General features: G+C 71.0%; 18 protein-coding genes and 3 pseudogenes. 11 read left to right on the plus strand and 10 right to left on the minus strand.

The window, feature by feature from the left end:
* Positions 1-14: 14 nt before the first annotated feature.
* The 4 genes and pseudogenes from AAFF41_RS15695 to AAFF41_RS15710 all read right to left on the minus strand — a co-directional run bounded on the left by AAFF41_RS15695 (position 15) and on the right by AAFF41_RS15710 (position 4,978).
* Complete coding sequence (locus AAFF41_RS15695) at positions 15-1,238, minus strand: MFS transporter (protein WP_319743593.1); 1,224 nt, start codon at positions 1,236-1,238, stop codon at positions 15-17.
* A gap of 191 nt (positions 1,239-1,429) precedes the next feature.
* Complete coding sequence (locus AAFF41_RS15700) at positions 1,430-2,488, minus strand: endonuclease/exonuclease/phosphatase family protein (RefSeq protein ID WP_343324093.1); 1,059 nt, start codon at positions 2,486-2,488, stop codon at positions 1,430-1,432.
* 225 nt (positions 2,489-2,713) lie between these two features.
* A pseudogene (locus AAFF41_RS15705) lies at positions 2,714-3,333 on the minus strand (TetR/AcrR family transcriptional regulator).
* A gap of 52 nt (positions 3,334-3,385) precedes the next feature.
* A complete protein-coding gene (locus AAFF41_RS15710; RefSeq protein ID WP_319743599.1) occupies positions 3,386-4,978 on the minus strand; it encodes an MFS transporter in 1,593 nt (530 codons plus the stop codon).
* Between the two features lie 227 nt (positions 4,979-5,205).
* Between AAFF41_RS15710 and panB the strand changes: the two genes are divergently transcribed.
* The 3 genes from panB (at position 5,206) to AAFF41_RS15725 (ending at position 8,220) form a co-directional block, all read left to right on the plus strand.
* Complete coding sequence (gene panB, locus AAFF41_RS15715; RefSeq protein WP_060902016.1) at positions 5,206-6,093, plus strand: 3-methyl-2-oxobutanoate hydroxymethyltransferase; 888 nt, start codon at positions 5,206-5,208, stop codon at positions 6,091-6,093.
* A gap of 277 nt (positions 6,094-6,370) precedes the next feature.
* Positions 6,371-7,399 carry an ATP-binding cassette domain-containing protein gene (locus tag AAFF41_RS15720; protein WP_319743601.1) on the plus strand — a complete coding sequence of 343 codons (1,029 nt, stop codon included), beginning with the start codon at positions 6,371-6,373 and terminating at the stop codon, positions 7,397-7,399.
* Positions 7,396-8,220: an ABC transporter permease gene (locus tag AAFF41_RS15725; RefSeq protein ID WP_054230848.1), complete on the plus strand. Its 825-nt coding sequence runs from the start codon at positions 7,396-7,398 to the stop codon at positions 8,218-8,220. Before AAFF41_RS15720 ends, AAFF41_RS15725 begins: the two co-directional genes overlap by 4 nt.
* A gap of 50 nt (positions 8,221-8,270) precedes the next feature.
* Here AAFF41_RS15725 and AAFF41_RS15730 read toward each other — a convergent pair whose 3' ends face one another.
* Positions 8,271-11,603 carry an AfsR/SARP family transcriptional regulator gene (locus AAFF41_RS15730; RefSeq protein WP_343324094.1) on the minus strand — a complete coding sequence of 1,111 codons (3,333 nt, stop codon included), beginning with the start codon at positions 11,601-11,603 and terminating at the stop codon, positions 8,271-8,273.
* Positions 11,604-11,734: 131 nt separating this feature from the next.
* Between AAFF41_RS15730 and AAFF41_RS15735 the strand changes: the two genes are divergently transcribed.
* Complete coding sequence (locus tag AAFF41_RS15735; protein ID WP_343324095.1) at positions 11,735-12,535, plus strand: site-2 protease family protein; 801 nt, start codon at positions 11,735-11,737, stop codon at positions 12,533-12,535.
* On the opposite strand, the gene AAFF41_RS15740 is transcribed toward AAFF41_RS15735, so the two are convergent.
* The 3 genes and pseudogenes from AAFF41_RS15740 to AAFF41_RS15750 all read right to left on the minus strand — a co-directional run bounded on the left by AAFF41_RS15740 (position 12,528) and on the right by AAFF41_RS15750 (position 14,693).
* Positions 12,528-12,695 carry a hypothetical protein gene (locus AAFF41_RS15740; RefSeq protein WP_165854110.1) on the minus strand — a complete coding sequence of 56 codons (168 nt, stop codon included), beginning with the start codon at positions 12,693-12,695 and terminating at the stop codon, positions 12,528-12,530. The genes AAFF41_RS15735 and AAFF41_RS15740 overlap by 8 nt on opposite strands.
* A 111-nt stretch (positions 12,696-12,806) precedes the next feature.
* A complete protein-coding gene (gene npdG, locus AAFF41_RS15745) occupies positions 12,807-13,511 on the minus strand; it encodes an NADPH-dependent F420 reductase (protein WP_143601440.1) in 705 nt (234 codons plus the stop codon).
* A gap of 47 nt (positions 13,512-13,558) precedes the next feature.
* Positions 13,559-14,693 (minus strand): annotated as a pseudogene (locus AAFF41_RS15750) (sialidase family protein).
* Positions 14,694-14,773: 80 nt separating this feature from the next.
* Here AAFF41_RS15750 and AAFF41_RS15755 point away from each other — a divergent pair.
* Both AAFF41_RS15755 and AAFF41_RS15760 read left to right on the plus strand, forming a co-directional pair.
* Positions 14,774-15,376, plus strand: coding sequence for a hypothetical protein (locus AAFF41_RS15755; RefSeq protein ID WP_054230854.1), 603 nt, complete (start codon positions 14,774-14,776; stop codon positions 15,374-15,376).
* Positions 15,377-15,544: 168 nt separating this feature from the next.
* Positions 15,545-16,927, plus strand: a complete 1,383-nt coding sequence (locus AAFF41_RS15760) for an MFS transporter (RefSeq protein ID WP_425526127.1) — start codon at positions 15,545-15,547, stop codon at positions 16,925-16,927.
* A 138-nt stretch (positions 16,928-17,065) separates the two neighbouring features.
* Here AAFF41_RS15760 and AAFF41_RS15765 read toward each other — a convergent pair whose 3' ends face one another.
* Positions 17,066-17,296, minus strand: a complete 231-nt coding sequence (locus tag AAFF41_RS15765) for a hypothetical protein (protein ID WP_319743609.1) — start codon at positions 17,294-17,296, stop codon at positions 17,066-17,068.
* Between the two features lie 59 nt (positions 17,297-17,355).
* On the opposite strand from AAFF41_RS15765, the gene map reads away from it, so the two are divergent.
* Both map and AAFF41_RS15775 read left to right on the plus strand, forming a co-directional pair.
* Positions 17,356-18,213, plus strand: coding sequence for a type I methionyl aminopeptidase (gene map / locus AAFF41_RS15770; protein WP_054230856.1), 858 nt, complete (start codon positions 17,356-17,358; stop codon positions 18,211-18,213).
* 202 nt (positions 18,214-18,415) lie between these two features.
* On the plus strand, positions 18,416-19,066 hold the full coding sequence (locus tag AAFF41_RS15775; RefSeq protein WP_319743611.1) for a biliverdin-producing heme oxygenase: 651 nt from the start codon (positions 18,416-18,418) through the stop codon (positions 19,064-19,066).
* A gap of 66 nt (positions 19,067-19,132) precedes the next feature.
* On the opposite strand, the gene AAFF41_RS15780 is transcribed toward AAFF41_RS15775, so the two are convergent.
* Positions 19,133-19,780 carry a PhzF family phenazine biosynthesis protein gene (locus AAFF41_RS15780; protein WP_319743613.1) on the minus strand — a complete coding sequence of 216 codons (648 nt, stop codon included), beginning with the start codon at positions 19,778-19,780 and terminating at the stop codon, positions 19,133-19,135.
* An 81-nt stretch (positions 19,781-19,861) separates the two neighbouring features.
* On the opposite strand from AAFF41_RS15780, the pseudogene AAFF41_RS15785 reads away from it, so the two are divergent.
* The 3 genes and pseudogenes from AAFF41_RS15785 to efeB all read left to right on the plus strand — a co-directional run.
* Positions 19,862-20,110: pseudogene (locus AAFF41_RS15785) on the plus strand (hemin ABC transporter ATP-binding protein); the annotation flags it as partial.
* Between the two features lie 191 nt (positions 20,111-20,301).
* Positions 20,302-21,450 (plus strand): iron uptake system protein EfeO, encoded by a 1,149-nt coding sequence (gene efeO / locus AAFF41_RS15790; protein WP_319743615.1) that lies wholly within the window; start codon positions 20,302-20,304, stop codon positions 21,448-21,450.
* A gap of 12 nt (positions 21,451-21,462) precedes the next feature.
* Positions 21,463-22,740 (plus strand): iron uptake transporter deferrochelatase/peroxidase subunit, encoded by a 1,278-nt coding sequence (gene efeB, locus AAFF41_RS15795; RefSeq protein WP_319743617.1) that lies wholly within the window; start codon positions 21,463-21,465, stop codon positions 22,738-22,740.
* Positions 22,741-22,743 lie beyond the last annotated feature (3 nt).

Here is a 22,743-nt window from a genome sequence, read left to right on the forward strand (position 1 = left end):
CACGGGTCCTTGCGTCAGTGATGGGCGTGTTCCGGGTGCGGGGGGACGTGGGTCGCGACCAGGCGGCCCGGTGTGGGGGCGGAGACCTCGGCGCGGCGGCGGTCCACGGCGTACGCCGTCGCGGCGACCGCGAGGCCGAGGACGGCGAGCAGAGCCCCCGCCAGCGCGGGCGACGTCGTGCCGAAGCCCGCGGCCAGCGCGATGCCGCCGATCCACGCACCACCGGCGTTCGCGAGGTTGAACGCGGCCTGGTTGGCGGAGGACGCCAGGGACGGCGCCGCGGAGGCCTTCTCCATGACCATCAGCTGGAGGGGCGAGCCGGTGATGAAGGCGGCGGCACCGAGGAGGGTGACCGCGACGGCCGCACTCCACTGGGCGCTCATGAGGACGGGGAAGAGGGCGAGGACCGTGACCAGCGAGACGAGTCCGCCGAAGAGGGTGCCGCGCAGGGAGTGGTCCGCGAGGCGGCCGCCCACGAGGTTGCCGACCGTCGCTCCGACACCGAACAGCGCGAGCAGCAGCGTGACACTGGAGTCGGCGTACCCGGCGGAGTCCGTGAGCATCGGCGTGATGTAGCTGTACGCGGAGAAGAGGGCGCCGAAGCCCGCGACCGTCGTACCGAGGGCCAGCCAGACGGGGAGCGAGCGCAGGGCGGCCAACTCGCCGCGCAGGCCGCCCGTGGGGCCGTGCGTGTGGTCGCGCGGGATGAGGAACGCGAGCGAGGCTATCGCCGCCAGACCGATCGCGCTCACGCCGAGGAAGGTGGCCCGCCAGCCGAAGTGCTGGCCGATGAAGGTGGCGACGGGGACACCCGCGATGTTCGCGACGGTCAGGCCGAGGAACATCAGCGAGACGGAGCGCGCCTTGCGCTCGGGGGCGACGAGGTTGGTGGCGACGACGGCGCCGACGCCGAAGAAGGCGCCGTGCGGCAGACCGCTGACGAAGCGGGCCGCGAGCAGCCAGTGGTAGTCGGGGGCGAAGGCGGAGAGCGCGTTGCCGGCCACGAAGAGCCCCATCAGGGCGATGAGGACCTTGCGGCGGGACATCCGGGCGGTGGCCGCGGCGAGCAGCGGGGCGCCGATCACCACGCCGAGGGCGTAGGCCGAGACGAGGTGTCCGGCGCTGGGGATGGATATGTGGAGGTCGTCCGCGACGTCGGGCAGCAGGCCCATCATCACGAACTCGGTGGTACCGATGCCGAAGGCGCCCACGGCTAGGGCGAGCAGGGCCAGAGGCATGAGGGGCCTTTCAGAGGAGCGGAGTGCAAAGAGGAGAACGGGACGGGCGGGGACCTGCCCGGGTTCGTGGGCGTGCGCCCCAGCGGTCTGGGGGCGCATGCGCGCACGGACGCGCCCGTGCACACCGGTGTGCACGGGCTCCATAAGTTCACCTGTGGAACAAAGTCGCGCAGGCCCAGTATTCCAGGAGGTTAAGAACCGGCTGCCGCGAGCTTGACCCTGGCGGCGATCGGGAGGTGGTCGCTGCCGGTCCTGGGCAGGGTCCAGGAGGTCACCGGCTCGATGCCCTTGACCATGATCTGGTCGATCCGGGCCATCGGGAACGTCGCGGGCCAGCTGAACCCGAAGCCGCTGCCCGCCGCGCCCTGGGTGGAGCGCATCTGCGAGGTGACGGCGTTCAGCGCGCGGTCGTTCATCGTGCCGTTGAGGTCGCCGAGCAGGACGACCTTCTGCAGTGACTCGGTGGCGATCGCCTCGCCGAGCGCGTCGGCGCTCCGGTCGCGCTGACGGGCGGTGAACCCCGCCTGCAGCTTCACCCGGACCGAGGGCAGATGAGCGACGTACACCGCGACCTGGCCGTTCGGGGTCGTCACCGTGGCGCGCATCGCACGCGTCCAGCCGAGCTTGATGTCGACGGGCTTGGCTCCGGTCATCGGGTACTTGCTCCACAGGCCGACGGTGCCCTGCACGGAGTGGTACTTGTACGTCGGGGCGAGCGCCTTCTCGTACGTGGGGACCGCTGTGGCCTTCAACTCCTCCAGGGCCACCACGTCGGCGCCGGACGCGGCCACGTCACGGGCGGTGCCGGAGGGGTCCGGGTTCTCCGCGTTGACGTTGTGCGTGGCGACGGTCAGGTCGCCTCCGGCACCGGTCCGGTCGGTGAGCAGTCCGCCGAACAGGTTCAGCCAGACGATCGCGGGCAGCACGACGGCGATCAGGGCGGTCGCGGACTTCCGTACGAGGCCGAGGACCAGCAGGACCGGGATGAGGATGCCGAGCCACGGCAGGAACGTCTCGGTGAGACTGCCGAGGTTGCCGATCGTGTTGGGGATCTGCGCGTGCAGCAGCATCACCAGGGCGAGGATCAGGGCGAGCGCGGCCAGGATCAGTCCACGGCGCCAGATGCCGCGGTCGCCGCGCCATGAACCCAGCGAGCGCCTGAGTCTGTCCAGCAGGCGCCGGAGCCGGGGACCCCGACGCTCGGGCCCCGAGCCGTCGCTGCCCGTCTCGGTCACGTACGCCTGCGCCATACCGTCGCCTCACAACCTGCCGTGCACACCGTCAGCCCCTCGGCTACGACCCTAGGGGATGATCGGCATCGATCTCGCCGTCCGGGGACGGCCGTACGGGCACGAGGACGAACAACTCGGCGTTCGGAGTTCCGAATACGGGGCGGAGCGCGGCCTCTGTGACGAAACGCGCACATTCGGCGCATCGGCCGAGAGGATGAATACGAGGATGAACGAGAGGACGAACTAGGGCCGGTCGGGACGCAGTCCCGCGAGTACCGTGTCGACGATCTGTTCGGCCAGGTCCTCGGGGAGTTCGGCGTCCGGGCGCATGACGGCGCGTACCAGCATGGGGCCGACGAAGAGGTCGTTGATGACCTCGATGTCCACGTCGTCGCGGAGCTCGCCGTCCCGCTGTCCACGGCGCAGGACCTCGAAGGTGGTCAGACGCCGCGGTTCGATGACGATCGCCTGGTACGCGGCCCAGATCTTGGGGCTGGACTTGATCTGGGCGTAGACGTTGTGCAGGAGCGCCGAGGAGCGGCTGGCCAGGCCCCGCTGGCGCAGCGGCTCCAGAAGGGCTATCAGGTCGTCGCGCATCGAGGTGCCGGGGAGTTCGGTGTCCGGGGGCTCGGTGGCGCGCATGACGTCGACGAAGAGTTCCTCCTTGCCGCTCCAACGGCGGTAGATGGTCGCCTTGCCGACGCCCGCGGTCCTGGCCAGGCGTTCGATGGAGATCTCCGCGAGGGGGACGCCGTCCTCCAGGAGTCTTATCGCGCCCTCGATGATGGAGCGCTCCACGGCCTCGCTGCGGGGACGCCCCGGGGGGACCCCTCTTGCCTGGCTGGGCTGTCCGCGAGGCTCACGTGTCGCTCCTTTCCTTGGTGGTACTGGCGCAATTCTCCCTGCCGCGCCCTGTCAGCGCTCGGCGGCCACCAACTCCGTCTCCTCCTTGCCCTGTTGCGGGGTCGAACTGCGGCCCGGCAGGAACAGGGCCACGATCACGGCGCCGACCAGCGCGATGCTCGCACCGCACAGGGCGGTGACGTGCATGGCGTGCAGGAAGGCGTCGTTGGCCGGGGTGATGAGGGCGTCGCCCCGGGGGCCGAGCTTCGCGGCGACGCCGAGGGTGGCCTCGATGGACTCGCCCGCGGTGTGCCGCAGGCCGGCCGGCAGGAGGGTGAGTTTGTCCTCGATGCCGGTGCGGTAGGCCGAGGAGAGGACCGAGCCGAGGACCGCGATGCCGAGGGCGCCGCCGACCTGACGGAAGACGTTGCTCAGGGCGGAGGCGGAGCCGGCCTTCTCCCGCGGCAGGGCCTGCATGATGACGACGCTGGTCGGGGTCATGATGTGCGCCATGCCGGTGCCCATGAGGAAGAAGATGACCTCGAGGAGCCAGATCGGCGTGTCCGCGTCCAGGGTCGCGAAGGCGCCGAGCATCGCGGCGAGCAGCACCAGGCCCGCGGTGCAGGTGGCGCGGTTGCCGAAGCGGTCGACGACGAGGCGGGCGCGCGGTGCGAAGAAGAGCTGGGCCGCGGCGAGCGGCAGCAGCAGCACACCGGTCTTCAGCGGCGAGTAGCCCCGCACGCTCTGGGTGTAGAAGACGGAGAAGAAGGTCACGCCCATCATCGCGAAGAAGACGAGCGCGATGGCGGCGATGGCGGCCGAGAAGACCTTGTTCTTGAAGTAGGTGATGTCGATGGACGGATGGTCGCTGCGCTTCTCGTAGATGACGAAGCAGGCGAGGACGGCGATTCCGGCGCCGATGGTCGCGAGGACCGCCGCGTCGGTGAAGGAGGCGAGCTGGCCGCCCTTGATGATGCCGTAGACGAGCAGGACGAGCCCTATGACCGACAGGACGACGCCGACGAGGTCGATGCGGCCGGGGTTCGGGTCGCGGGAGTCCGGGACCAGCCAGAACATCAGGCCGAGCGCCAGCAGCACGATCGGCACGTTGATCAGGAAGACCGAGCCCCACCAGAAGTGGGCGAGGAGCACGCCGCCGGTGATCGGGCCGATGGCGATGGCGATGCCGACTCCGCCGGCCCAGATGCCGATGGCCTTGGGCTGCTCCTCGCGCTCGAAGACGTTCATGAGGACGGCGAGGGTGGCCGGCATCACGAAGGCGGCGCCGAAGCCCATCAGTGCGCGGAAGACGATGAGCTGGACGGGTGAGCCGGCCTCCGCGGCCAGCGCGGAGCCGGTGCCGAAGACGGCGAGTCCGGCGAGCAGGACCTTCTTGCGGCCGAACCGGTCGCCGAAGAGGCCCGCGGTGAACAGCAGCCCCGCGAAGACGAGCGTGTAGGCGTTGATGGCCCACTCCAGCTCGCTCTGGGTGGCGCCGAGTCCGGTGGGCGCCGGCGTCGAGATCGTCTTGATCGCGACGTTGAGGATGGAGTTGTCCAGCACCACTATCAACAGGCTGAGCATGAGCACGCCGAGAATGGCCCAGCGGCGCCGATGAACCGCTTCGGGCACGCGCCGTTCGACGTGGACTGCGGGAGTTGTCATGGGCCCGAGCCTAGCGATTTTCGATACGGGACCGTCTCGTATCGTAAATCCTTTACAGAGACCTTACGAAGAGATGGGTCTCCGGTCCACCCGAGACGCACATCGCGGGTGGACCGGAGACGTACATCGCTCGACCCGGTCTGGCCCCCGGTGGCACGAGGTGCCACCATGTAGGGGGTCCGGGGACGCCGTCAGGGCGCCTCGAGATGACAGAAGGAGCCGTTGCGATGACGCAGCTTTCGGCTGCCCCGAAGCAGCCCGTGGAGGGTGCGCGGGCGACCACCGACAGCAGCAAGGCGCTGTACGGAGGCAAGAGCACCCGCCGCATCACGGTCCGCGACATCACCACAGCCAAGGAGCGCGGCGAGAAGTGGCCGATGCTCACCGCCTACGACGCGATGACCGCGTCCGTCTTCGACGAGGCCGGCATCCCGGTCATGCTCGTCGGCGACTCGGCGGGCAACTGCCACCTGGGGTACGAGACGACCGTCCCCGTCACCCTCGACGAGATGACGATGCTGTCCGCCGCGGTCGTGCGCGGCACCAGCCGCGCCCTGATCGTCGGCGACCTGCCCTTCGGGTCGTACCAGGAGGGCCCCGTCCAGGCCCTGCGCTCCGCCACCCGCCTGGTCAAGGAGGCCGGGGTCGGCGCGGTGAAGCTGGAGGGCGGTGAGCGCTCGCACCGCCAGATCGAGCTGCTCGTGGAGTCCGGCATCCCCGTGATGGCGCACATCGGCCTGACCCCGCAGTCCGTGAACTCCATGGGCTACCGCGTCCAGGGCCGCGGCGAGGAGGCCGCCCAGCAGCTGCTGCGCGACGCCAAGGCGGTCCAGGACGCGGGCGCGTTCGCGGTCGTCCTGGAGCTGGTCCCGGCGGAACTCGCCGCCGAGGTCACGCGCACCCTGCACATCCCGACCGTCGGCATCGGCGCGGGTCCGGAGACCGACGCGCAGGTCCTGGTGTGGACCGACATGCTCGGCCTCACCGGTGGCAGGATGCCGAAGTTCGTGAAGAAGTACGCCGATCTGCGCGAGGTCATGGGCAACGCGGCGCGCGCGTTCGCGGACGACGTCGTCGGCGGAACGTTCCCTCTCGAGGAGCACTCGGTCCACTGAGCACCTGGACCTGGGGCTCACGAACACCCGAGGAACACCAAGCCCACTGAGCCACTGCGGCACCAAGACAGCCCGCCGATTTCCCCCGTCGGCGGGCTGTTGCCCCTTTTTGCGCCTGAACCCGCGTCGCTCTCGCGGACCAAATCGCTCGCCGCGGGGGTTCCTCAATCGATGGTCGCGGTGGTTGTCGGGCAGATATCGGCGCTGTCGGTCGGCCCCTTGCCGCTGTAGGCGAGCTGTAGGTGGTTTGTCGGTGGGCGCTGGCACCTTGATGGGCATGACGCGAATCGACAAGAACCCCGACAGCGGCGCCCGCAGCGCCGTATCCGTGCGGGGGCTGGTCAAGCACTACGGCGAGACCAAGGCTCTGGACGGCGTGGACCTGGACGTCCGCGAGGGAACCGTCCTCGGGGTGCTCGGTCCCAACGGTGCCGGCAAGACCACCCTCGTCCGTATCCTGTCCACCCTCATCACCCCCGACGCCGGCCGGGCCACCGTCGCGGGCTACGACGTGCTCACGCAGCCCCGCCAGCTGCGCCGCGTGATAGGCCTGACCGGTCAGTACGCCTCGGTCGACGAGAAGCTCCCCGGCTGGGAGAACCTGTACATGATCGGGCGGCTGCTCGACCTGCCCCGCAAGGACGCCCGCCGGCGCGCCGACGAGCTCCTGGAGCGCTTCTCGCTCACCGAGGCGGCCAAGCGCCCGGCATCGACGTACTCCGGCGGTATGCGCCGCCGTCTCGACCTCGCCGCCTCCATGATCGGCCACCCGTCCGTCCTCTATCTGGACGAGCCGACCACCGGGCTCGACCCGCGCACCCGCAACGAGGTGTGGAAGGAGGTCAAGCGGATGGTCGCGGACGGCGCCACCGTGCTGCTCACCACCCAGTACATGGAGGAGGCCGAGCAGCTGGCCTCCGAGCTGACGGTCATCGACCGCGGCAAGGTCATCGCCAGCGGCCGGATCGACGAGCTGAAGGCCCGGGTCGGCGGCCGCACGCTGCGCATCCGCCCGGTGGACCCGCTGGAGCTGCGCCCGCTGGCCTCCCTCTTCGACGAACTGGGGCTCACCGGCCTCGCCGCCTCGGTCGTGGACACCGAGACCGCCACCGTGCTGGTCCCGATCCTCAGCGACGAACAGCTCACCGCCGTGGTCGGCGCGGTCACCGCGCGCGGCATCACCATCGGCTCCATCTCCACCGAACTGCCCAGCCTGGACGAGGTGTTCCTGTCCCTCACCGGCCACAAGGCCAGTGCCCCGCAGGACGCCGCCCCCGCCCGCGCCTACGAGGAGGTCTCCGCATGAGTACCGCCGTTGTCGAAGCCCCCCTCGCCGCGAAGGGCGACCCCCGCATCTCGCCCCGCGCGCACGCGCGCCACATCGGTGCCCTCGTCCGCCGCAACCTGCTGTGGATCCGCCAGGACCCGGAGTCGATGTTCGACGCCGTCCTGATGCCGGTCGTCTTCACCCTGCTGTTCGTGTACGTCTTCGGCGGCTCCATCGGGCAGTCGCTCGGCGGCGGGCAGGACAGGTACGTGCAGTACGTGGTGCCCGGTCTGATGGCCATGACGGCGATGAACATCGCCACGGCCGTCGGCACCGGCTTCAACGAGGACTTCCAGAAGGGGGTGATGGACCGCTTCCGCACCCTGCCGATCGGCCAGGGCTCCGTGCTCTTCGCCAAGATCGTGGTGGAGCTGATGCGGATGCTCGTCGCGACGACGATCCTCATGATCGTCGGCGTGCTGGTCGGCTTCGACATCACGAACTGGCCGGGTCTGTTCGCCTCCGTGGGGCTCTCCGTCCTCTTCGGCTCGTCCCTGATGTGGATCTTCCTGGTCCTCGGGGTGACGATGAAGAACGCGCAGTCCGTGCAGGCGATGGGTTTCCTGGTGCTGATGCCCCTGCAGTTCGGCTCGTCCATCTTCTCGCCGACCCGGACCATGCCCGGCTGGCTGCAGAACTTCACCGACTACAACCCGCTGTCCGCGCTCGCGGACACCACGCGCGGCCTGATGGTCGGCGGCCCGGTCACGCACAGCCTGTGGGTGACCCTCGCCTGGACGGCAGGGCTCACCTTGGTCATGGCGCCGATCGCGATCCACAAGTTCCGCACCAAGAGCTGACGTTCGCGCACAGGACCACGAAAACCCCGGTGCGCGTCCCCCGGTCCGCGTCACACGAGGGCGGCGGCCTCCTCCAGGGAGAGCCCGCCGCCCTCGGCGTACGCGGCCTCGTACGTCGCGTCGTCCAGCACGGCCCGTACGTCGGCCTCCGCCCGTGCGCGCACCTCGTCCTCCATCGGGCCCACGAAGTGCCCGGGCGGCAGCAGCTGGTCGGCGGCCCCGAGCAGCACGGCCGCGTCGCGGACGCGGCGGCCCTCGTCCAGACCGGTGAGGGCGATGGCTGCGGTGGTCAGATGCGCGGAGGGCATGTGCGGGGCGATCATCTGCGACAACGGGTCGCCCGCCCGCGCCAGCGCCTGCCGCACCTTCTCCAGGGCGGACTCGTGCAGCCCCTCGAGCGCGTCCAGCCAGGCCTCGACGCCCACCACGAACCCCTCGAAGACCACGAAGGTGACCGCTTCGAAGTTCTCGCGCAGGACCCGCATGTGTTCGCGTGCCTCGGCGACCCGGCCGCTGCGGGCCATCCACATCGCCAGGAACAGCCGGGAGGCGGGCATGGCCTCGTTGTAGGCGCCGTCGCCGCGCTCCAGGACCTGCCGCAGCAACCGCTCGCCGCGTTCCGTGTCACCGGACTCGATGAGCACACCGCCGAGCCGGGTGCTCAGGACGGCCGTCTGGGCGTGTGCGCCGAGCCCCGCGGCGTGGGTCATGGCCTCCGTGTAGTCCGCGGCGGCGAGCGTGAACTCGCCCCGGCGCTCGTGGGCCTCACCGCGTGCGGACAGCGCCTCGGCGGCGCCCCAGGCGTCCCCGAGCCGGGTGAAGAGTTCCAGTGCCTCGTCGGCGTCCCGGGTCGCGTCGCCCGCCCAGGTGGCCCGGTTGGCGAGGATGTTGGCGCGCATCTGGAGGGCGACGGCGAGTTCCCACTCGTAGCCGAGTTCGCGACAGGTCTGGACGGTCGCGTCGATGACGGAGCGCATCCGCTCGATGTCGGCGGTCAGGATCACGGCGTAGAACCAGAGGTTGCCGGGGGTGCGGCAGGTCTGCGGCTGGCCCGGGCAATAGGTCTCGCTGATGACGCGCAGTTTCCGCTTGGCCTGCGGGGTGTCCCAGGCCGCCATGTCCATGTCCATGCAGGAGAGATGGACGAGGTGGACACCGCGGCGGGCCTCTTCGAGGACCTCGGGGCGCATCGGCGGCGGGGTGTCGGTGCAGCTCTCCAGCAGCGGGGCGGCCGGCCGCACGGGCTCGGCGAAGGGGTCCGGGCCGAGGGCCATGACCTCACGGGACCAGTGGCGGGCCATCAGCCGCAGATCGCGCATCTGCCAGTACCAGGTCAGGGAGAGGACCAGGCAGAGCGCCTCCTGCTCGTCGCGGGCGGCGACGGCGTGCTGGAGGGCGGCGCGGATGTTCTCCGACTCGGTCTCCAGCCGTGCGATGGCGGCGCGCTGGCCCGGGCCGCGCAGCCGGCGGTCGGTGGTGCGGGCCACTTCGCGGTAGTGCGTGAGGTGGGCGCGCTCGGCGGCGGGGCGCTGCCCCGACTCGTCGAGTCGCTCGCCCGCGTACTCGCCGACGGTCTCCAGGAGCCGGTAGCGCATCTCGTCGTCCCCCCAAGGAGCGGCCACGACGAGGGACTTGTCGACGAGCGAGCCGAGCGCTTCCAGGGCGGCCGGTCCGCAGACGGCCTCGGCGGCGGCGAGGTCGCAGCCGCCCGCGAAGACGGACAGCCGCCGCAGCACGTCCCGTTCGTCCTCGTCGAGGAGGTCCCAGGACCAGTCGACCACGGCGCGCAGGGTCTGCTGGCGCGGCAGGACGGTACGGCTGCCGGAGGTCAGCAGACGGAACCGGTCGTCGAGCCGGTCGGCGATCTGACGCGGGGTGAGCATCCGCAGCCGGGCGGCGGCGAGTTCGATGGCGAGCGGCAGTCCGTCGAGGCGGCGGCAGATCTCGGCGGTGGCCGCGGGGTCGTCCTCGACCCGGAAACCCGGGCGGGCGGCGGCCCCCCGGTCGGCCAGCAGCCGCAGCGCGAACGGTTCCGGCAGCGGCTCCACGGGGCGCAGCAACTCCCCCGGTACGCCGAGGGGTTCGCGGCTGGTGGCCAGCACCGTCAGGCCGGGGCACCGCTCCAGGAGCTCCTCGACGAGACGCGCGGCGGCGTCCACGACGTGCTCGCAGTTGTCGAGGACGATCAGCATGCACCGCTTGGCGCAGTACTCGGCGAGCCGCTGGAGGGGGTCGTCGTGCCGTTCGGCGGCGGCCCGCATCTCCTCGGCACCGGCGCCGCGCAGCACGGTCTCGCGGGCTCCGACGGCGGTGAGCACGGCCTCGGGCACGGCCTTCGGGTCGTCGACCGGCGCGAGTTCGGCCAGCCACACCCCGTCCGGCGCGGTGTCCGCCACCGTCTCCGCCGCCTCCTGCGACAGCCGGGTCTTGCCGGCCCCACCGGGCCCGAGCAACGTCACGAGCCGAGCCGCCGCCAGATCCTCCCGGATCGTGTCGATGTCCGCCGCCCGCCCGACGAAGGAGGTCAGCCGGGCGCGGAGGTTGCCGGGGGGCGGCGATGCGGAGCGGCCATGTTCGGCCGGTGCGGCCCGGTCCCCGGTCAGGTCCGCGGAGCGGGGTCGCGGGCGCCGGGCGTGCGCCCTGCCGCCGTCGTCGGCCGGGCTGAGCAACTCCTCGTGCAGGGCGCGCAGTTCGGGGCCGGGGTCGGAGCCGAGCCGGTCGGCCAGCAGCTCCCGTACGGACTCGTAGGCGGCGAGGGCCTCGGCGGGACGGCCGGCGTCGCGCAGGGCGCGCAGACGCAGGACGTGCAGGGGCTCGTCCAGGGGGTGGAGGTCACACAGGGCGGTGAGCTCGGGCAGGGACTGTTCGGCGTGGCCGAGGGCGAGGGCCGCCGCGAACCGGGCGCGCCGTACGTCGAGGCGGCGGGTCTCCCAGCGGGCCGACTCGGCGGCCCGGTCCGGGAGGTCCGTGAGGGCCGGCCCGCGCCACAGGGCGAGGGCGTCGTCGAGGGCCTCGGCCGCCTTCGTGGGGTCGCGGTCGGCGAGCGCGCGTACGCCCTCGCCCGCGAGCCGCTCGAAACGGTGCAGGTCGATGTCGTCGGCGCCCGCGGCCAGCCGGTAGCCGCCGTCCCCCGAGTCCACCGCCTGCGGCCCGAGCGCCCTGCGCAGCCGTCCCACCAGGGCCTGGAGCGCGCCCGGTGCGTCGGCGGGCGGATCGCCGTCCCACACCTCGTCCACCAGAACGGCCGCGGGCACGGTCCGTCCGGGCCGCAGCGCGAGCACGGTCAGGAGGGCGCGCAGCCGCGCCCCGCCGAGCACGACGGGCGTGCCGTCGGGGCGGAGTGCCTGGGTGGTGCCAAGGATCCGGTAGCGCACGGGGTCCATTGTCTCCGGTGGTGTGACGTTCTCGGGCCCCCACCCTCTCCGGAACCAATGACCGATCGCGAGACGTTTTCCCTGCGAGCCCGGTACGGTCGGGCAGGCCCAGCACCATGCGTACCAGTCAGAGGAGCCCCATGACCACCGCCGCTTCCCGTCGCAGCAGCGACCGGAGGATCAGCCCCGTCTTCGTCGGGATCGTGGCCGTGATGGCGGTGACCGGGTGGGCGACATGGACCGGGTTCGCCGAGCAGCCCGGTGTGGCCGTGTTCCTCTTCGTGACGGCCGCCTGGATCGTCTCCCTGTGCCTGCACGAGTACGCGCACGCGCGCACCGCCCTGCACAGCGGCGACATCTCGATCGGCGCGAAGGGCTATCTGACGCTCAACCCGCTGAAGTACACGCATGCGCTGCTGAGCATCGTGCTGCCGGTGATCTTCGTGATCATGGGCGGGATCGGTCTGCCGGGCGGGGCGGTCTTCATCGAGCGGAACAGGATCCGGGGCCGCTGGAAGCACAGTCTGATCTCGGCGGCGGGTCCGCTGACGAACGTGCTGTTCGCCGTCGTGTGCACGGCGCCGTTCTGGCTGCACGCCCTGGACGGCGTGCCGCGGGACTTCCAGTTCGCGCTGGCGTTCCTCGCGCTGCTCCAGGTCACGGCCGCGCTCCTGAACTTCCTGCCGGTCCCGGGCCTGGACGGCTACGGCGTGATCGAGCCCTGGCTGTCGTACAACGTCAAGCGCCAGGTGGAGCCGTTCGCCCCGTTCGGCCTGCTGTTCGTGTTCGCGGTGCTGTGGATCCCGTCGGTGAACACGGCTTTCTTCGACGTGATCCACTCGATCCTGAACAGCCTGGGGATCAACGAGATCCAGACGTACTGCGGTCAGGAGTTCTACCGCTTCTGGCAGGGCACGAACGAGTTCTGCTCGGTCAGCTGACGGACCTGCCGCGCCGCGCGTAGTACCACGTCATGTTGGACGACAGTCCGGCCAGCAGCACCCACACGATCCCCAGCCAGCTGCCCTGGACGAAAGAGACGACGGCCGCGGCGACGGACAGGACGCAGACGGCGAGGGCGTAGAGGGCGAGGCGGGGCATGGGGGTCGGCTCCTGTCGGGACGGTTCGGACGAGGTCGTACGCGACCTACCAGGTCGTACGAGGTCTACGAGGTCGTACGGCGTCCAGTGTCCCCCATGCCCGTGCGACCGCTATACGTCCGTCACCCGGAGGCCCGCGTGGGCCTTGTAGCGGCGGTTCACGGAGATCAGGTTCGCCACCAGTGCCTCGACCTGATGGGCGTTGCGCAGCCGGCCGGAGAAGACACCACGCATGCCGGGGATGCGGCCGGCCAGCGCCTGCACGATCTCGACGTCCGCGCGCTCCTCGCCGAGGACCATCACGTCGGTGTCGATCTCGTCGACCTCCGGGTCCTGGAGGAGGACGGCCGACAGGTGGTGGAAGGCGGCCGCGACCCGGGAGTCCGGCAGCAGGGCGGCGGCCTGCTCGGCGGCGCTGCCCTCCTCCGGCTTCAGGGCGTAGGCGCCCTTCTTGTCGAAGCCGAGCGGATTGACACAGTCGACGACGAGCTTGCCGGCCAGCTCCTCGCGCAGCGATTCCAGAGTCTTGCCGTGCCCCTCCCACGGCACGGCGACGATCACGATGTCGCTGCGTCGCGCGCACTCGGCGTTGTCGGCGCCCTCGACACCGTGGCCCAGCTCCTCGGCGGCGGTCTGCGCGCGTTCCGCGGCACGCGAGCCGATGATCACCTTCTGGCCGGCCCTGGCGAGCCGGTAGGCCAGGCCCTTGCCCTGGGGGCCGGTGCCGCCGAGGACGCCGACGACGAGCCCGGACACGTCGGGAAGGTCCCAGGGGTCCTTCGCGGGGGCCTTCTGTGCACTGTCAGTAGAGGTCATGGGCCGACTTTACGTGTCGCGGTTCCCGCCCCGGGGGCTGCGGGGGCTCAGGTGAGGGCCGTCACGGGGATCCGGCGGAAGGTGATCGTCTCGTACGGCCCGAAGTCGCCCGTCTCGTAGAGGAGCCCCACCGTCGCCCCGTCGACACGGACGAGGTCGGAGTAGGCGGCGGGCAGTCCGTCGACCGTGTACGCGGGCCGCCAGGTGGTGCCGCCGTCGGCGGAGACCCGGACGGTCATGAGGGCGCGGGCGGCGGGGTCGGCCGGCCCCGAGTACAGCAGCAGGTCCGGGTCGCGGAGCTGGAGCAGGCTGCCCTGGACGACGGGGGGTGACCAGGCCCGCCTGCGGCCGGAAGGGTTTGACCAGGGTCCTGCCGCCGTCCGCGGAGTGGGCGTCGGCACGGTTGCCGGGGGACGGGGAGTCGTTGCGGGTGTTGAAGTAGACGCGCCCGTCGGGGAGTTCGGCGGCGGTCGTCTCATTGGCGTTGACGTGTCCGTCGGTGTTCTCGTCGACGTACCCGAGGGACCAGGTCTCGCCGCGGTCGTCGCTGAGCAGGCAGTGGCCGCTGTTGTACTTCGTCTCGGTGCCGGTGTCCGTACCGGTGGGCGGCAGGGTGTGGTTGCCGGGGACGACGACCCGGCCGGTGCCGAGCTGGACGGCGTGCCCGGGTGCGGTCGCGTACCACCGCCAGCCCGCCTTCTTCACCTGCCCGGTGATCTCCTTCGGGGCGGACCAGGTGACGCCGTCGTCGTCGCTGTGCTGCACCCAGACGCGGCGCCCGTCGGCGGGCTTCACCCTGCCGCGCAGGATGGCGTCCTCGGTCGCGCCGGCGGCGGCGCGGACGTGCACGAGCAGGATCCGGCCGGTGTCGAGGACGACGGGAGCGGGGTTGCCCGCGAGGTCGTTCCCGTTCCGGGCGACGGCCTGGAGCGGGCCCCAGGTGCGGCCGCCGTCCGTCGACCGCTTCAGGACGATGTCGATGTGGCCGTGGTCGGCGGCGGAGTCGACCCGGCCCTCGCAGAAGGCGAGCAGGGTGGGGGCGGGTGTGGTGACAGGTGTGGTGGGTGTACGGGTGGTGACGACAGCGGGGATGCGGAAGCTCGCGTAGCCTTCGCGGCCCGCGTGGAAGGGGGTACTGGTGACCACTGTTGTTGCCGTGGTGGTTCCGGTTGTCTCCGTCATGCGCCGGGATCTGCCCCACTTGGGCGAATTCATGGTGAACTCCGCCTGATCAGTTGCCGATTGCGGCAGGATGCGTGCGCATGGATGCCGTACGGGTCGCGTTGCTGCGCGAAGTCCTCGCCGGGACCGAGTGGTTGGGTGCCACGCGTCGGTTCGCGGAGGGCCTGCGAGGGTCCGTGGTGTCGTACGGGGGCGGGCTGCTCCTCGTGGGCACGGCGGAGTACGAGCCGTGGCACCTGGCCGCGCATCTGGTGGACGAGGCGGCCTGGTCGGGGACGCCGGAGCTGTCGCCGACACTGGTGCGGCACGGGGCGCGGGCCTCGGACCCGGCCCATCTCGCCGTGGGCCTCGGCCGTATCGAGGCGGCGCGACGCGGCGAGACGCTGCTCGTGGTGTCGCCCGCCGCACCCGGGGCGCCGCTCCTGGAGCGGGTCCACGACGCGCGGCGGGCCGGGGCGACCGTGCTCGCGCTCGACGCCGGTGACCGGGAGCTGGGGGCGATGGCGCACGAGTCGCTGACCGTGCCGCCGGAGCAGGAGCTCGACCTCGACACCGTGCAGCACCTCGTCAGCGCGGCGGCCGGGGAGAACTCCCTGCCCTCACCGCGGGGGCGGCGCCGGTTCCGCGACCGGCTCTCCCGCCTCGCGGACCAGCTGACGGCTCCGCCGGCGGCGCGGTGGTAGACCGCGGCGGGCGATGACCTGACGGGAAGGACGAGGGCGGCCGACGAGTCGGCGGGCGGCGGGGCGGTGGCAGGACACAGCGGGCGGAGGGGCGGCAGGGCAGCGGGGCGGCGGGGCGGCTGAAAAGCAGTTGCCGCCGTGGTGGGCGCCCGCTCAGCATGAGCCGTCGTGACCGACGACGCCCCCGTATCCCCCGCCGCGCTGCCGGCGGCGCACGCCGAACCCGCCGGTGCCGAGGCCGGTACCGGTGCCGGTGCCGGTGCGCGACTGCGGTCGCTGTTGCCCGATCTCGCGCCCTGGCGGGCGTCGGCCGACTTCCGGCGGCTGTGGCTGGCCGGACTGATCACCAACTTCGGCAGCTTCCTGACCTTCGTCGCACTGCCGGTGCAGATGAAGGTGCTGACCGGGTCGGCGGTGGCCGTGGGGGCGATCGGGGCCGTGGAACTCGTACCGCTGATCGTGTTCGGGCTGTACGGCGGGGCGCTCGCCGACGCCCTCGACAAACGGAAGCTGATCCTCTACACCGAGGCCGGGCAGGGGCTGCTGTGCGGCGGACTGCTCGTCAACGCGCTGATGCCGCGTCCGGCGGTGTGGCCGCTGTACCTGGTCGCGGCGCTGTCCTCCGCGCTCGGGTCGGTGCAGCGGCCCGCGCTCGACTCGCTCGTCCCCCGGATCGTGGCGCACGAGCACCTGCCCGCCGCAGCCTCCCTCAACTCCCTGCGCTGGTCGGTCGGCGGGGTCGCGGGGCCGGCGCTCGCGGGCGTCGTGGTGGCGTACGCCGGGCTCGGCTGGGCGTACGCCGTGGACCTGGTGACCTTCGTGGTGTCGGTCGTACTGATCGTCGGACTCGCCGCGTCACCGGCCGCGCACGAGGCCGCGAAGCCGTCGCTCGCCTCCATCGCCCAGGGCGCGCGGTACGCGTGGAACCGCAAGGAGCTCCTCGGCACGTACGTGATCGACCTGGCCGCGATGTTCTTCGCGATGCCGCTCGCGGTGCTGCCGTTCCTCGCCGACGAGCTCCACGCCGCGTGGTCGCTCGGGCTGATGTACGCCGCGCTGCCCGCCGGGGCGATGCTGGTGACGCTGACCAGCGGGTGGACCTCGCGTGTGCACCGGCACGGGCGGATGGTGGCGTTCGCGGCGGCATGCTGGGGGCTTGCGATGGTGGGGGCGGGGGCCGTGCACGACGTGTGGCTGGTGCTGCTGTTCCTGGTCCTCGGCGGCTGTTGCGACATGGTGAGCGGGATCTTCCGGGGCGCGATGTGGGACCAGACGATTCCGGACGAGCTACGGGGGCGACTCGCCGGCATCGAGCTGCTCTCGTACTCCGTCGGGCCCCAGCTGGGGCAGGTACGGGCGGGCGGGACGGCGGCCTGGACGGGGGTGCGGGCGTCGATCTGGGCCGGGGGTGTGGTCTGCGTGGGAGCGGTGGGGGTGTTGGCGTGGTGCCTGCCGCAGCTGATGAGGTACGACGTACGGACGAACGACCACGCCCTACGGATGCGCTCCGCTCGGAGCCAGGCTGCGCCTTCCCACCCGCACCACCCGTGACGGTCGCCCGGGTGGTGCGGGTCGCCCGCGGGGGCCGGCCACCGTCCGCACCCGCGGGTCCGCGCGCCACCCTGGCACAACGCCCTCATGCCGCCCGGCGGCTCGGTGGCCTTACGCCGGCCAGTGGCTCGGGGCTCGTCAGTCGTCTTCTGGGGCCGGGCCCGTTGCGTCGTGCCACTTGGGGTCCGTTTCCCACTCGAGGTTGCGCTCCTGGGCGGTCTCCATCGCGTGTTCGGCCTCCTCACGGCTGGTGTACGGGCCGAAGCGGTCCTTCGCGGGGCACTCGGGGCCCTCCTCCACCTTCTGGTGGACGAGGCAGTAGTACCACTCGCCCGGCTTCCCTGCGGTCCGCTTCTTGAAGAGGGCCATGACCTGCTCCTTTCGCCACGGACATAGTGCCCCCATGCCCGCTGGTTAGACTCGCTGGCATGTCTGGCCAGTCGCTGCTCGTACCAGGAGAGCTCTCTCCCACCCGTCCCGTTCCGGGAAACATCAGGCGCCCCGAGTACGTGGGCAAGCCCGCCCCCACGCCGTACACCGGTCCGGAGGTGCAGACCCCCGAGACCATCGAGGCGATGCGGATCGCCGGGCGGATCGCCGCGCAGGCGATGGCCGAGGCGGCGAAGCTCATCGCGCCGGGTGTGACGACGGACGAGCTGGACCGGGTCGCGCACGCGTACATGTGCGACCACGGCGCCTACCCGTCCACCCTCGGTTACCGCGGTTTCCCCAAGTCCCTGTGCACCTCGGTCAACGAGGTCATCTGCCACGGCATCCCCGACTCCACGGTGCTGCGGGACGGCGACATCATCAACCTCGACGTGACGGCGTACATCGGTGGTGTCCACGGCGACAACAACGCGACGTACCTGGTCGGGGACGTGGACGACGAGTCCAGGCTCCTCGTCGAGCGGACCCGTGAATCCCTCGACCGCGCGATCAAGGCGGTCAAGCCGGGCCGCCAGATCAACGTCATCGGCCGTGTGATCGAGTCGTACGCCAAGCGGTTCGGATACGGGGTCGTGCGGGACTTCACGGGGCACGGGATCAACTCCTCGTTCCACTCAGGACTGATCATCCCGCACTACGACAGCCCGCACGCGACGACCGTCATCCAGCCCGGGATGACCTTCACGATCGAGCCGATGCTCACGCTCGGTACGCACGACTACGACATGTGGGACGACGGGTGGACCGTCGTGACGAAGGACCGCAGGCGGACGGCGCAGTTCGAGCACACGCTGGTCGTCACGGAGAGCGGTACGGAGATCCTCACGCTGCCGTAGCCGCGTGTTCATAGCCCGTAGCCCGCGGTTCATCGCTCGTCGCACAAAGCCCGCCCTGATCACAGGGCGGGCTTTCTTTGTCGCCCGGGGGGTACGTTTTTACCGACAGGATGTCGGGAACCCATCCAGAGCCGTTCAATTAGGTAAGCCTAACCTTACAAGATTCTGACTGGTTCTCGTCCTCTTCGGCACCGGAGGTCCCATGAACACGGCGTTCTCGACGCAGATCCGCACCGCGTCGCACGAGCAGCACAGGGAGGCTGAGACCTCGACGTTCATGAGCGACCTGCTCGGCGGCAGGCTCGGTGTCGAGGCGTACGGGCGCTACACCGAGCAGTTGTGGTTCGTGTACGAGGCGCTGGAGGCGGACGCCGAGCGGTTGGCGTCCGATCCGGTGGCCGGGCCGTTCATCCGGCCGGAGTTGCTGCGTCGCGGTGCGCTGGAGCGTGACCTCACGCATCTGCGGGGTGCGGACTGGCGGGCGACGCTCACCGCGCTGCCCGCCACCGAGGCGTACGCGGCGCGGGTCGCCGAGTGCGCGCGCGAGTGGCCCGGCGGGTACGTCGCCCACCACTACACCCGCTACCTCGGCGACCTCTCCGGCGGTCAGATCATCCGGGGCAAGGCGGAACAGACCTGGGGCTTCGCTCGGAAGGGTGACGGCGTCCGCTTCTACGTCTTCGAGGACATCGGTAATCCGGCCGCGTTCAAGCGGGGGTATCGCGAATTGCTGGACGGGGTGCGGGCGGACGAGTTGGAGCGGCAGCGGATCATCGCCGAGTGCAGGCGGGCGTTCGCCCTCAACACGGCGGTCTTCCACGCCCTGGGCGAGGAGTTCCCCCTCACCGCCTGAGCCGGCACCCGACGACTTCCTCCGCCCCATCCCTGGGGGCTACGCCCCCCAGACCCCCCTGGGCGTTCAGGTTCGGAGCAGTCGTACGCGGCCTCCCACCTCCACCCACCCACCCGGCTGCGGCGCGGTGAGGATCTGGGAGCCGGCGCCCTGGACGATGTTCAGGGCGCGGCCCAGCCGGTCGGTGAGCAGCAGCGCCGCCGCCCCCGTCGCCTCGTCCTCCACGATGCCGTCGTCCCGTCCGGGAAAGCCTCGGGCCCGCACGCGCCCGGCCAACTCGTCCTCCCAGGCCCAGGCGTACACCCACTCGCCCGGCTCCGGCACGGCCAGCGCGTCGACCTCGTCGGCGGACCCGTACTGCCGCAACGTACGCCCCGGCGCCCACTCCGCCCGCGCCTCGATCCAGCTGAACTCCCCGTCCAGCCGCACCCCCACCACCCCGGCGGGCGTGACCAGTTCGGGAATGTCGAGCAGCCACCCCACCCCGACACAGGGATGCCCGGCGAACGGCAGCCGCAGGGTCGGGGTGTAGATGTCGACGACCCCGCGCTCGGGGTCGTCGACGAACACGGTCTCGCTGAACCCGAGCTTCGCGGCGAACGCCTGCCGCTCCTCCGGATCCGGCATCACCGAACCCTCGCGCACCACACCGAGCTCGTTGCCGTGGTCACCACCGGGCCCGCAGAAGACGCGCAGTACGTCGAAATCTGTCACCCGAGCATTCAAACATCACCCGTTCCACGCCGTGCGCCGCCGCGTACCGCGACCACCACACTCGTCCCCGTGCCGACGCCAAGGGCGCACGCCGGTGACGCGGTGGTCGTGGTGTTGCACGATCCGGGGCTCGCGGCGACGTACGCGCACCGGGTGGCGATTCTGTGCGCCGGTCGTGTCGCCGCCGAGGGACCGCCGGCCGAGGTTTTCACGGGCGCGTTGCTGAGCGAGGTCTACCACCGGCCCGTCGAAGTGATCCCGCACCCCCGGACGGGTGCCGTCCTGGTGACTCCCGAACGGGGCGCCGTGACCACCGAACGAGATACTTGACCATCGCTTGACCTTTTCATGGGTTCCAATTTTGAGTCACCGCGATCAGGCCGTGCCCGTGCCCCAACCGTGAGAGCTGAATCACCGCAGGGAGGGGTAAGAGTGAGGTAAGCCTCAGGTAAGTTAGGGCAGCCTCACCATGCCGGCGGGGATCTTCCGCCTGGCCTGTCCGTCGTTCCCTTGGAGCCTGAATGCGAGCCGTCCGACTCTCAGTTGTCACCGCCGCCGCGACCGCGGCCGCTCTGGCCGCCGTCACGGGCTGCACCGAGAAGAGCGACGCCGGGTCCGGCGACGCGATTCAGGTGACCGCCGCCGACTCCAAGTGCGAGACCTCCTCGAAGTCCGTCCCGGCCGGCCAGGTCACCTTGAACATCGAGAACAAGGGCTCGAAGGCCACCGAGGTCGAGATCCTCTTCCCGGACGACCGGATCGTCTCCGAGAAGGAGAACATCGGCCCGGGCACCAAGTACACGCTGACCGCCGAGGTCAAGGCCGGTTCGTACGAGATAGCCTGCCGCCCCGGCATGAAGGGCCTCGGCGTCCGCCAGAAGCTCGCCGTGACCGGTGGCACGGTCGCCAAGCGCGACCCGCGCCTCGACAAGGCCGTCGCCGCCTACCGCGAGTACGCGCAGGAGCAGGCCGACGCGACGATCCCGAAGGTGGAGACGTTCGCCAACGCCATCAAGGCCGGCGACATCGAGGCCGCCAAGCAGGCCTACGCCCCCTCCCGCTTCGGCTGGGAGAGCACCGAGCCGATCGCGGAGTCCTTCGGGGACATCGACCCCAAGACCGACACCCGCGTCAACGACCTGGAGAAGGGCCAGAAGTGGACCGGCTGGCACGCGCTGGAGAAGGCCCTCTGGCAGGACAAGAAGATCGGCGCCGAGCAGAAGGCCCTCGCCGATGAGCTGGTCACCGACCTGAAGGGCTGGCAGAAGCGGGTCGGCACGGCCGAGATCACCCCGACCTCCATGGCCAACGGCGCCAAGGAACTGCTCGACGAGGTCGCCACCGGCAAGGTCACCGGCGAGGAGGACCGTTACTCGCACACCGACCTCAGCGACTTCAAGGGCAACGTCGAGGGCGCGCAGAAGTCGTACGAGCTGCTCAAGCCGGTCGCACAGCAGAACGACAAGACGCTGACCACCGAGCTCGACAAGCAGTTCTCGGCGCTGAACACGCTGCTGGACAAGTACCGCACGGACGATCCGCAGGAGAAGGCGCAGAACGGCTTCGTGTCGTACGACAAAGTCACCAAGGACCAGCGCAAGGAGCTCTCGGACGCGGTCAACGCGCTCGCCGAGCCGCTGTCCAAGCTCGCCGCGGCTGTTGTGAAGTAGGCGGGGCGCGTCATGACGAACGACACCACACAGGCAGCGGGCGGACCTTCGCCCTCCCGGCGTTCGCTGATCGGCTGGGGCGGTGCCGGGCTCGCGCTCGGGGCCGCCGCGGCCGGCGGCGCGGTGGCGATGACCCGTACCGGCAGCGACGCGGACCCGGCGGGTGCCGAGACCGGCGCCGCGGTCGCCTTCCACGGCGCGCACCAGGCGGGCATCGCGACGCCGGTGCAGGACCGGCTGCACTTCGCCTCGTTCGACGTGAAGACGGACGACCGCGCCGCGTTCGTCCAGATGCTGAAGGACTGGACGGCCGCCGCGCGCCGGATGACCGCGGGGCACGCGGTCGGTGAGGGCGCGTACGGCGGACTGGCCGAGGCACCACCGGACGACACCGGCGAGGCCCTGGGCCTCAGGCCGTCCCGGCTGACCCTGACCATCGGTTTCGGGCCCTCGCTGTTCGAGAAGTACGGCGAGAAGTTCGGGCTGACGGGGCAGCGGCCGGAGGCCCTCGTCGACCTGCCGCCGTTCCCCGGTGACAACCTGGAGAAGACGCGCAGCGACGGCGACCTGTGCGTCCAGGCCTGCGCGGACGACCCGCAGGTCGCGGTGCACGCGATCCGCAACCTGGCCCGGATCGGCTTCGGCAAGGTCGCCATCCGCTGGTCGCAGCTCGGTTTCGGCAAGACCTCCTCGACGACCCCCGACGCCCAGACCCCCCGCAACCTCATGGGGTTCAAGGACGGCACCCGCAACATCGCGGGCACCGAGCCGGACCGGCTGAAGAAGTTCGTGTGGGTGGGCGAGGGCGAGGGTCCCGCCTGGATGACCGGCGGCTCGTACCTCGTGGCGCGCCGCATCCGGATGAACATCGAGACCTGGGACCGGACCTCGCTGCAGGAGCAGGAGGACGTCTTCGGCCGGGACAAGGGCGAGGGCGCGCCGGTCGGCAAGGCCCAGGAGCGCGACGAGCCGTTCCTGAAGGCGATGAAGCCCGACGCGCACGTACGGCTCGCGCATCCCGACTCCAACGACGGGGTCACCCTGCTGCGCCGCGGCTACTCCTTCACGGACGGCACGGACGGCCTCGGCAGGCTGGAGGCCGGGCTGTTCTTCCTCGCCTACCAGCGTGACGTGCGCAAGGGGTTCATCCCGGTGCAGCGCAGTCTGGCGCGCTCCGACGCGCTCAACGAGTACATCCAGCACGTGAGTTCGGCGGTCTTCGCCGTCCCGCCCGGCGTCCTCGACAAGGACGACTGGTGGGGGCGCGCGCTGTTCTCCAAGGAGGCGTAGCCC

It is taken from the genome of Streptomyces mirabilis (assembly GCF_039503195.1).
In the GTDB taxonomy this organism is placed as follows: domain Bacteria; phylum Actinomycetota; class Actinomycetes; order Streptomycetales; family Streptomycetaceae; genus Streptomyces; species Streptomyces mirabilis_D.